Origin of the sequence: Thiocystis minor (genome assembly GCF_016653465.1) — a bacterium.
In the GTDB taxonomy this organism is placed as follows: domain Bacteria; phylum Pseudomonadota; class Gammaproteobacteria; order Chromatiales; family Chromatiaceae; genus Chromatium; species Chromatium minus.
Window position 1 is genome coordinate 1 of sequence record NZ_NHSQ01000164.1, and the last position, 10,443, is coordinate 10,443.

Consider the following 10,443-nt stretch of genomic DNA (forward strand, 5'->3'; position numbering starts at 1 on the left):
CCTGCTCCCGGATCCCGATGCCTCAGTACCAGGCTGCGCACCAAGGGCACCCAGGAACTGAACATCCAGCAGTTGCTGGCCGGTTCCAAGCACTGGGAGCGGTTCGTGGGCGGTACGGCGCTCTCCTGCATTCTCATGCCCAACACCTATCATCGTTACCATTCCCCGGTGGCTGGCTCGGTGATCGAGACCGCTCTGGTGGACGGCGCCCTGATTGGCATGGAGGATTTTCCCGCCTTTGTTCCGCCCGGCGGCAACGTGGGCCGCCCCGGCGCGGACTTCAGCGCCTTCGAGAACGATCGGCGCGGCTATTTCATCATCGATACTGGAAAGTATGGCCTGGTGGCGGCGGTGCCCGTGGGCCTGAGCGAGATCGGTTCCGTGGTCTTCCATGACTGAAGGAAAACACGCGCCGCGCCACCATGCAGTAGCGCCCGCGCGTGGCCAGGGATGGCGCCGTCGTGGCGCCATCCGCGTCAAGGCGCCCGGCCAGGAAGCGCGCTCGCCGACAACACAAGCTGCTTCCCCATCGCCGCCATCGCCTGCGCTAGGGTGTCGATCTTGGTGGGATGGCGCAGATCGACCAGCCGCTGCACTTCCTGCTTGCGCGTCCCCATCCGTCGCGCCAATTCGGCTTGCGGCAGACGCTGTTCGAGCATCGCGTTCAACAGCAGCACCTTGCCCCAAACACTCAACGGCACCGCCACCAGCTCCGCACCCTCGATCACGGAGGGCAGCGGCACCGGGCGCGCGTCCTCAAAGTAGAACTCGAACGCCGTCACCAGCGCGTCGCGCGCATTGATCAGCGCCTCCTCGCGGGTATCGCCCCCCGTCAAGGCTTCCGGGATGTCCGGGAAGCTGGCCATCCAGCCGTCACCATCCGGTTCGATCGTCACTGGGTACATGGTTTGTCTCGGTGTCGCCTGTCGTGAGTTCCCTGCCCCGCGCGGGGCTGGGTTCCGCCTATAAGCCAAGTTGCTTGATGATGGCCTTGCGGAGCTGCTCGTGGATTTCCTTTCCGGGATGGCGCGGCATCGTCGATTGCCTTCCTTGCCGGTAGAGAGCTTCAGATGGTTTGCGCCATCCTTCGTCACGACCCCTTGAGACTCCAGCCAGCGCCGGAACTCACGCTGCTTCACCGCACCTCCGTTGGTTGTTTGAAGTGTGTTTATAGTAAACAAAAATGTTTACCATGTCAATCGAATGGCGTGCCGTCAAGCAAAAACCCCCGCGGGATGAAAAAAGGGTTTTTCGGCGCCCAAGGGGGTTTTCGCGAACCGCACTTTTTCTAGGGCGTGTCATCAATTCATGTTGTGTGGGATTCGCAGGGTTCAGCAGGCCATCGCCGCGTTCGAGCAGGACAACGCGCGCCGGCAGGCGAGGATGGAGCAAGGCTATCTGGCCACCTATGAGCAAGACCCGGCCGCGGCCAAGGCGCTGATTCAACATTTCACCGACGAGATGCTCGCGCGGCAGCGTCGGATGCTAGAACGGCTGACCGGCACGCTCGCGAAGCAACTCGACATGGAAGACCTGACCAACGCTGACTACACCCGGATGATCCAGGAGATCGANATTTCACCGACGAGATGCTCGCGCGGCAGCGTCGGATGCTAGAACGGCTGACCGGCACGCTCGCGAAGCAACTCGACATGGAAGACCTGACCAACGCTGACTACACCCGGATGACCCAGGAGATCGAAACCGCCTATCACTTTCATGGGGCTTGAGAGGAAAGAATGAAGAGTGAGCGGAGAGGAGCGAGAAGTAAGAAGTGAGTTGCTCCGTCAATCCGGGAATTTGGCTCCCTCCAACTCTATACTCTCTTCTTTTCACTCTCTCCTCATAGAGCATCCGAGATGCGCGCACTCTTTAGGATAGCGGCCGCGCTGGTCGTGCTGCTGGGTCTGGGACTCGGTGCCGGACTGGCGCTGCATTGGCCGGTCGCCGCTCCTGCGCTGTCAACGCGACCCGCCGCTGGCGAGGCGCAAGCCCCCGCCGACGCCTCAGGGGATTTTGCCACCCAACTCACGCGCCTGGAAGCGGCGGTCGACGCCCAGCGCCGCGCCGACCAGCGGCAATCCGGTGCCTTCGCCGAGAATTTGCGCACCGCCGCCATGCGCCTGTCGATGTCGGGGCCGCTCGCGCCCCTCACCCAGCGCACCCTGATCGCGCTGGGTCAGCGCCCGGCACTGCAGAAGACACTGTTCTGGCTGATGCCCCTGGTTGGCTGGATGAGCGAGCCTTTTCTGTACCCGCTGCCGGCCGATGCCGACCCGGCGGCGCGTCTGCAAGCCCTGATCGACGCCCGCGCCGCGGTCGGCATCCGTGTCACCCTTGACAATGTCGGCGATGCCTCGCACTCCGCGGCCAAGGCGGCGGCTTATCGGGATTTCTACCGGCGGCTGATTCTGGCAGCCGACGGTGGCGGGATGCCGCCGCCACTCTCCGTCTCGCTCAAGCTCTCGGCGCTGGTCGATGACCTGCCCGCGGCCCTCGGTGCGGCGGGCACGACCAAGCGCGCGGAGATCCTCAATGCCTTGCGCGCGCTGCTCGGCCCTTCCGCCGACGGAGCGCCGGCGGCGGTCTTCATCCGCGTGGATATGGAAGAGTATGCCTACAAAGACCTGACGCTCGCGCTCTTTCGCGAGTTGATCGAGACCGCGCCGGAGCTGGCCATGGACGCGACCGGTCAGAGCCGCATCGGAGTGGTGATCCAGGCTTATCTGCGCGATTCGGCGCGCGATCTTGCGAGCCTCGCGACCTGGGGCGAAGCGCGCGGTGTGCGCATTCCTGTGCGCCTAGTCAAGGGTGCCTATGCCGACGATGAAAAAACCCTGGCCCGGAACCAGCACCGCCCATCGCCGGTGTGGGATTTCAAGGCCTCCACCGATGCGAGCTATCTGATGCTCGCCGACTACCTGTTGCGGCATCCCGAGCGCTTCGACACCCGCTTTGCCACTCATAACATGAGCACCCAGGCGCGGGTGATGGCCTTGGCGGCCGCGCGCGGATACCGACCCGAGCAGATCGAATTTCAGATGCTCTATGGCATGGGCGAACCAATCAAACAGGCCTTGGTCACGCTTGGCTACCAGGTGCGCGAATACGTCCCCGCCGGCTCCCTGGCCCGCGGACTCGGCTACGCCGGGCGCCGCTTCGCGGAATTGACCAATCCCGACAACGCACTGGCGCGCACCCTGCAGGGCGACTACTCGGCGCTGACCGAGACACCGGAATTCGTCAGTGAACAGGATCGCGCCGCTGCCGAGGCGGCGCGTGCCGCGCTCATGGCCACTGGGCCAAAGGGGGCGCGGACCGGCACGACCTATGCGCTGCTGATCGGTGTCTGCGTACCCTGGGCCTCGCCGGCGGCGGCGGTCTGCGAACAGAATGTCGCCCTGATGGCGGCGACCCTGACGGAGACGCTTGGGCTCGATGAGCAGCACCTGCGCACCCTGGTCGGCTCCGCCGCCCGCTATCAGGGGGTGGTGGACGCCTTCGCCTGGCTCAGGGCGTCGGTCACGCCGGCGGACCGGGTGATATTCTACTACAACGGTCATGGCGTGCTGAGCGGGGACGACAATGGCGATGAGGCGGATGGTCTCGATGAGATTCTCTGCCTGTGGTCGGCGCACCCGCCCTTCAGCCGGCAGGCGGCGCTATGGACCCAGACCTGGATGAGCGACGATCGCCTTGCGGCCCTGTTGCGCGCGCTGCCCACCCAGTACCAGATCCTGATCATGGATACCTGTCATGGTGAGGCGGCGATCCACGGATTTGATCTTGGAGGCGCGCCAACCCATTACGACCAAGGCCAGGCCGCGCTGCTGGCGGCGGCGCGCGCGGATCAGCTCGCGCTGACCGACGTGAGCGGTCGCCATGGGCTCTTTACCCAAATGCTGGCCACGGCGCTGAAGGAGCGGCCCGCGACCCTGCGGGCGGCTTTCGATCAGGCCGCCGCCGCCACCTGGGCCGAGTCGCGCCGGCTTTGCCAGACTCGCGCGGCGGACAACGCCGGTCAGCCCCCGTGTATCGAGCAGAGGCCGACCTTGACCGACCCCCGGCGTCTCACCGAGACGCCCTGGTAGCGGCAGCGTGCAACCGCTCATCGGTCCGGCACCTCGCGCGGCGACAGGATGTCGCCGCCACCCCGTCAGTCCGCGGCCGGTGCCGACGCATCGGCGGGCGCGGCTGCGGATGCGGGTGACTCAGCCGGCTTGCCCGTGCAGGTCGCGCAGTCCGGGACCGTCTGACCACCGGCGGTCTTACAGTCGGCTTCGGATTGCGCGAGCAGACAGGTCTGATGGATGCAGCACAGGCTTCCCTCGGGGACATCCTGAGCCCCGGACAAGCCGAAAAACCCCGCACTTGCGGTGGTGGAGAAAGCTAGCGGCAGCGCCCAGGCAAGGGCGGATAGGGACATTTTCATTGCTCAAGAACCTCGTTGGAAGAGCAGAACAACCAGGGCCGAGCGGGCCTCCGTCGGCAGCGATAGAGTCATGGGATCAGCCGTTCAACGCAAGCGATTTCGCGCGATAAAGTCAGCCGTGCGCAGGGCGAGTGCCTGAATGGTCAGCGACGGCGAAGCACTGCAGCCCTGGGTGGGCAGCACGCTGGCATCGGCGATGAACAGATTATCAAGGCCATGACTCTGACCATGGGCATTCACCACCGAATCCGCCGCGCCGCGACCCATGCGCGCACCGCCGCAGAAGTGCGTCGCTGCGGAGCGATCCCAGCTCGTCCATTGTCCCAATGTCTGAATCGCGCCGCTGGCCACGGCCAGCGCCCGGCACCGGGCGAGCATGGCACGCAGGGTACGCAGATCGCGCGCGTCGAGCGTCATGGTCACGCGCGCCTTGGGCATGCCATGGGCGTCGCGCTGCTCCGGCTCCAGGTTCAGCCGATTGTCCGCTCGCGGCAGTTGCTCGGCGCTGGCGACGATGGCCGCATGGGCGCCATAGTGACGCTCCATGAAGCGCCGATGGTTGGTACCGACGCCGGGGGCGACATGCACCGCAACGCTGGCCGGGCTGATCAGGCCATCCGGCGCTCCCCAGGAGGCCAGGCTATAGGCGTTGCAGCCGTCCGCCTGCGGGCGCGCGAAATCCCATGCGCGACTGTCCAGCGCAACGCCCCGGTAGGACTTAAGCCGCTGCGGGAACAAGAGCAGCAGCCCGGCGTCGAGGTTTTCCATCAAATAGCGCCCGACCAGCCCATGCTGGTTCAGTAGACCTTGTGGATGCGCCGGGCTGGCCGACAGCAGCAATAGTCGTGGCGTTTCCAACGCGCCCGCCGCCAGGACGACCACGGGCGCATGGAATCGCTCGCGGCGAGCGCTGGCGGCATCGATGGTCTCCACCCCGGCCGCGCGCCCATCGGCCCCCAGCAGCACCCGGACCGCGATACGTCCGGTCTGGATACGCAGACGGCCAGTGCGCTCGGCAGCCGGCAGCAGGGCGACATCGACGCTCGATTTGTCCCCGATCATGCAGCCAAAGGCGCACTGCTTGCAGCGGATGCAGGCCGGTCGGTCGGCCATTGGCTGGCTCAGAATCGCCAGCGGATTGGGCGCCAGATTCAGGCCCAGCCCGCGACCAGCGGCCGCGATTAGAGCGCTGGCGCGGCTCAGGCGGTGCGGCGGGTTCGGATAGGGAGTCCCCTGCGGAAAGGCCGGATGCGCCGCGCCGGCGACGCCGAGCAGTTGCTCGATGCGGTCATAGTAGGGTGCCAGATCCTCGGTGGAGAGCGGCCAGTCCACGGCCAGGCCAAAGTCGCTCCGCATCCGCAAGGCGTGCGCCGGAAAACGATGGGCCTCGCCCTGATAGCGCAGGGTCGACCCGCCAAGACCGCAGGCACGGATATAACGGAAGTGGCGCTCGTCCCTGAGCTGGTGCCGCAGCAGGCTGCTGGCCAGATCCCGATCCTCCGCAGTCAGCCGCTGCGGGGTCACCAGATCGTCATCTGGCACATGGGACGCAAAGGCATCCCGGAATTCCCAGTCCGGCAGATGTCCGAAGTAATCCCGCGCTGGCTCGAAGCGCGGCCCGCGCTCGAGCAGCAGCACCCGATGACCGGCCATGACCAGGGCATGGGCGAGGGTTCCCCCGCCGGCACCGGAACCAACCACAATCGCCTCGGCATCCATTGCGACGGTCTCGTCGGCCGGCATCAGCCGGCATCCCCATCGCGGTCGTCAAGGATCCGCAGCTGCGGCCCCTGGTACCCGACCTGCGTCCAGCTACTCGGGTGGCTGTAATAAGCCTTGAGGGCGATGACAAGCAGCCTCCGCGCCAGGAAGACCAGGCTGCCCTCCAGCCCGTTCAGCCGCGGTTCGTCAAGATCGGCCAGCAAAGGCGCAAGATCCGCGACGCCGGCGGGCGCATACTGCTGATCGACATAGGTCAGCAGCGGCCGCAGCCAAACGAGGATGGCGGGTTCCAGGCTCGCGGACAGGCTCAGTCGCGGATCATCAATGCCAACCAGCGCTTGCATCAAGGTTTCCAGACCGGCTCCCGAATCACCGCTGTCACCGGTGACGGCAGGGATATTTTTACTCAGGCTCGCGCCGACCAAGGCCCAAGGTAGCGCAAGAAACGTCCGTCGCCGCATTAGCGTTGTCATGGGTTGATGGCACCCGGCACCCCACTGCCATTAAGTTAAGCCTAAAAACATATTGGCTCATGGGGCGAAAACAACAGCAATACCGATGCGGGCACTCGCGCACCGCGTCCCGACGCGCGGACTTGCGCTTGTTGGGCACAGGATTATAGTGGCGGGCAACTCGGCACCACCGAACCATAATCCGTCATCACCACCACCATCAGGAGCACATCCCCAGATGAACCGTCCCGCCTTGCGACGTCGCACCGCTGCCCTGCTCTTGATTCTGTCGTTACTGCCCGGCGTCGTGCCAATGGCCGAAGCCGAGAGTTCTGGCGCGAGCGCTGGCCCGGCCTCGCCTTATCAGGTTGGCAAATGGCTGCCCTCGGATCAGAAGACCCTGGATGCCTGGCGCGCGGAGCTGATCCGCGATACCGACGCGCTGCCTGGGGATGCTCCGCTCCTGCCGGTGATTCAGGACTTTAAGGACTTAATCGAGCAAGACCCCGAGCTCTTCATGCTGTTTACACAGATGTTCGAGCAGGTTCCGCGCAAGCCCCCGTATCTGAGCGATCCCACGGGCACCTCGCAGGTGCGGGATTATCCGCACATGCTGCGCCTGATGAACCGCGTTCTGACCCAAGCGCCGGAGTTCAATCACACCGGACTGGTTGGCTTTCCGATCAATGCCATCCTCGACTGGCCCATGGGCACGCCTGCGGGCACGACCGTTTTTCTCAATGACAAGGTCAATCGGCAGTTAAAAAAGATTCTGAATCAGTGGGCGCTGTTTCTCAATTCGCCAGACTCGCGCCATGTGCTCGGTGAGGATCCGCACACCGGCTGGTTTGGGCGCGATGCCATGGCCGCCATGCCGACCTTTGTCGAGGACTTTATCTGCAACCCAAGTCTGCCTTATCACGGATTTCAGTCCTGGGACGATTTTTTTACCCGCCGCTTCCGCGATGGCCGCCGCCCGGTGGTCGCGCCCGAGGATGACAGCGTGATTGCCAATGCCTGCGAATCGGCTCCATACCGCATCGCCACCAATGTGCGGGAACGCGATCAGTTCTGGATCAAGGCCCAGCCCTATTCACTGACGCACATGCTCGCTGGCGACCCACTCGCGAGCGAATTTACGGGCGGAACTCTCTACCAGGCGTTTCTCAGTGCGCTCAGCTACCATCGCTGGCATAGCCCGGTCAGTGGGCGCATCGTCAAAACGCGCGTGATCGACGGCTCCTATTACGCTGAGAATCTGGCCGAGGGCTTCGACCCGGCTGGCCCAAATGAGTCCCAGGGCTATATCACGCAAGTGGCGTCCCGAGCGCTGGTGTTCATCGAAGCCGACAACCCGGACATTGGTCTGATGGGCGTGATGTTCGTTGGCATGGCCGAGGTCTCCTCGAATGAAATCACCGTCTATGAGGGGCAACACGTAGGCAAGGGCGACGAACTTGGCATGTTCCATTTCGGCGGCTCCACGCATGTACTGATGTTCAGACCCGGCGTCGAACTGGACTTTGACCTGCGCGGACAGGAGCCCGGACTGCATTCGCAGAACATCCCGGTGCGCGCGAAGCTCGCGACCGTCAAGGCCCAGGCACAAGCAACGCCAGGCGCCTCAGTCTCCGACTGACGCGCGCCGGATGATGTCCGCCAACACCGAGTCCGCCAGGCCAGGGCGCCCGCGCCGCGCGCGCGTGCCGCCCGGGATCGGGCTCGGGCTTGGCCTGCTCGTCGGTGCCATCGCGGCGGACGCGACTGGGACTGGCCTTCCGCCGGTTGGCGGCCAGCCTCCTCCCCAGCACGCTAGCCACCTTGAACTGATACTTGGCAGCGCGGTCAACAGTCGCGCGCTCAACGCCGAGGACGACAGCGGACTGGCCTGGGGCTTTGCCGAGGCCCGGATCAGCGAGAGCTGGCGCTCTGGCTTCAACGGTGGAGCGGCGGTCATTGGGTCCGCCGAACTCTGGCGGGACCAGCCCGGCTTCGCGCCGCTGGCGGGAGCCCAGAGTTCTGGCGCCAGCGCTGGCCCGGCCTCGCCCTACCAGATCGGTAAATGGCGGCCATCGGATCAGAAGACCCTGGAAGCCTGACGCGCGGCACTGATGAAGGGCACTACCGAATGGATAACTACGTAATAGCTGAGCAACGGCGTCAAAAGGTGATGCTGCTGGTGGTGTGTTTCGGGGCGTTCATGGGAAACATGGATGGCACGATTGTGAATGTCAGTCTGCCGACAATCGCGCGCGAGATGAATTTGTCCCCGAGCGCGGCGTCATTGATAGTCTTGGCCTACCTGCTGTTCGAGACCGGGCCATTGATGGCATTTGGAAAACTGGGCGACCTGTTCGGTTCACGCCGGGTTTTTTTGTCAGGTTTTATGTTGTTTACCTTGAGTTCACTGGGCTGCGGATTGACCTCATCACTTTGGATGCTGGTGTTGTTTCGGGCAATCCAAGGCATCGGCGGTGCGATGATTTTCTCCGTAATGCTGACATTTGTCGCGCTTTACCTGCCGCCCGAAAAACGCGGACGCGCGATGGGGCTTGCCACAATGTCGGCGGCATTGGGTATAGCCGTTGGCCCGACGGTTGGAGGATTTATCACCCATTACATGGGGTGGCGTCACATATTTTTCATAAATGTTCCGCTTGGTCTTATTGCAACAATAATTGGTTTCCATGTGCTACCCAAATTGCATCCACCGGCTCGGGACAAACGTTTCGATGGTTTGGGTGCCTTCTATCAAACAATGTTTTTGCTGTGTTTTGTTTTCTCCGTTAACCAGTTTCATGAATTCGGCTGGCATTCTCCCGTAATTGCTTCGACACTGGGAGCGAGTCTGCTTTTTGCAGTGCTTTTTATTCACCGGGAACTGAGTGTTGCGTATCCAATTCTTGATCTGCGTCTTTTTCGCAACCGAAACACCTTTCTGGCAACATTTAACTTTTGTCTTTCCATGATGGTGATGGGAGGTATTCTTTTTCTGATGCCGTTTTACCTGCAGGATATTCGTGCTCTCGAAGTCAATGTCATCGGACTGATCATGAGCATTATTGCCCTGGGTCAGTTCATGGGTCCGTTTGCCGGACAACTCGGAGACCGACTGGGTTACCGTAAAGTGACTCTTTGGGGGGTTGTGCTTGGACTTGTTGCGTTTGTGATGTTTGTTTTTATGGATTTTGGAGAACCGTTATGGTGGGTAATCATGGCGATGACACTTTTCGGAGTGTCGCAGGGGCTCAACCGAGCGCCAAATATACAACTTATCATGTCAAGCGTACCGGCTGAACTCAAGTCAACGGCGGCCAGCATTACTTCTCTGATGCGCAGTCTGGGACTGACTTTGGGCGTCGTTGTATTTGAAACAACTTTCTCAATGTTTATTCCGGAAAAAATATCGCTTGACGCCGTTTCGTTGCATCACTCTGGCGTCCATCCTTCCGTGCTTAATCATGGTTTTGAAATGGCTTTAATTGTCGGTCTTGCCATCAGCATTGCCATGACTGTATCAATTGTATCTATCCGGAACAGCAGTAGAGCGGATAGCCATTAGCAGAATCATGATGTTGCCGCGATTTGGTCTGATGGGCGTGATGTTCGTTGGCATGGCCGAGGTCTCGTCAAATGAAATCACCGTCTATGAGGGGCAACACGTACGCAAGGGCGACGAACTTGGCATGTTCCATTTCGGCGGCTCCACTCATGTACTGATGTTCAGACCCGGCGTCGAACTGGACTTTGACCTGCGCGGACAGGAGCCCGGACTGCATTCGCAGAACATCCCGGTGCGCGCGAAGCTCGCGACCGTCAAGGCCCAGGCAGAGCAAC

The 10,443-nt window shown here is 62.6% G+C and carries 11 protein-coding genes; 6 read left to right on the forward strand and 5 right to left on the reverse strand.

Features of this window, described 5'->3' with window-relative positions:
• Positions 1-399, forward strand: a 399-nt coding sequence (locus CCR95_RS22200; protein ID WP_201098580.1) for a phosphatidylserine decarboxylase, incomplete at its 5' end; no start/stop codon positions are given.
• Between the two features lie 77 nt (positions 400-476).
• Here CCR95_RS22200 and CCR95_RS22205 read toward each other — a convergent pair.
• Complete coding sequence (locus CCR95_RS22205; RefSeq protein WP_201098582.1) at positions 477-905, reverse strand: type II toxin-antitoxin system HicB family antitoxin; 429 nt, start codon at positions 903-905, stop codon at positions 477-479.
• 58 nt (positions 906-963) lie between these two features.
• Positions 964-1,116 carry a type II toxin-antitoxin system HicA family toxin gene (locus CCR95_RS26515; RefSeq protein ID WP_420825685.1) on the reverse strand — a complete coding sequence of 51 codons (153 nt, stop codon included), beginning with the start codon at positions 1,114-1,116 and terminating at the stop codon, positions 964-966.
• Positions 1,117-1,859: 743 nt separating this feature from the next.
• On the opposite strand from CCR95_RS26515, the gene CCR95_RS22220 reads away from it, so the two are divergent.
• Positions 1,860-4,091, forward strand: a complete 2,232-nt coding sequence (locus CCR95_RS22220; protein ID WP_201098586.1) for a proline dehydrogenase family protein — start codon at positions 1,860-1,862, stop codon at positions 4,089-4,091.
• Positions 4,092-4,156: 65 nt separating this feature from the next.
• Here the strand turns inward: CCR95_RS22220 and CCR95_RS22225 are convergent, their stop codons facing one another.
• The 3 genes from CCR95_RS22225 to CCR95_RS22235 form a co-directional block, all read right to left on the reverse strand.
• Positions 4,157-4,426, reverse strand: a complete 270-nt coding sequence (locus tag CCR95_RS22225) for a hypothetical protein (RefSeq protein ID WP_201098590.1) — start codon at positions 4,424-4,426, stop codon at positions 4,157-4,159.
• Positions 4,427-4,516: 90 nt separating this feature from the next.
• Complete coding sequence (locus CCR95_RS22230) at positions 4,517-6,175, reverse strand: GMC family oxidoreductase (protein ID WP_201098592.1); 1,659 nt, start codon at positions 6,173-6,175, stop codon at positions 4,517-4,519.
• Positions 6,175-6,498 (reverse strand): hypothetical protein, encoded by a 324-nt coding sequence (locus tag CCR95_RS22235; RefSeq protein ID WP_201098594.1) that lies wholly within the window; start codon positions 6,496-6,498, stop codon positions 6,175-6,177. Before CCR95_RS22235 ends, CCR95_RS22230 begins: the two co-directional genes overlap by 1 nt.
• 346 nt (positions 6,499-6,844) lie before the next feature.
• On the opposite strand from CCR95_RS22235, the gene CCR95_RS22240 reads away from it, so the two are divergent.
• The 4 genes from CCR95_RS22240 to CCR95_RS22255 form a co-directional block, all read left to right on the forward strand.
• Positions 6,845-8,245, forward strand: coding sequence for a phosphatidylserine decarboxylase family protein (locus tag CCR95_RS22240; protein WP_201098596.1), 1,401 nt, complete (start codon positions 6,845-6,847; stop codon positions 8,243-8,245).
• Between the two features lie 10 nt (positions 8,246-8,255).
• The gene (locus CCR95_RS22245) at positions 8,256-8,705 is read left to right on the forward strand and encodes a hypothetical protein (protein ID WP_201098598.1); all 450 of its coding nucleotides are present in this window, start codon (positions 8,256-8,258) and stop codon (positions 8,703-8,705) included.
• Positions 8,669-10,168 carry an MFS transporter gene (locus CCR95_RS22250; RefSeq protein ID WP_201098600.1) on the forward strand — a complete coding sequence of 500 codons (1,500 nt, stop codon included), beginning with the start codon at positions 8,669-8,671 and terminating at the stop codon, positions 10,166-10,168. Before CCR95_RS22245 ends, CCR95_RS22250 begins: the two co-directional genes overlap by 37 nt.
• 31 nt (positions 10,169-10,199) lie before the next feature.
• On the forward strand, positions 10,200-10,443 hold a 244-nt coding region (locus CCR95_RS22255), incomplete at its 3' end, for a phosphatidylserine decarboxylase (RefSeq protein WP_201098603.1).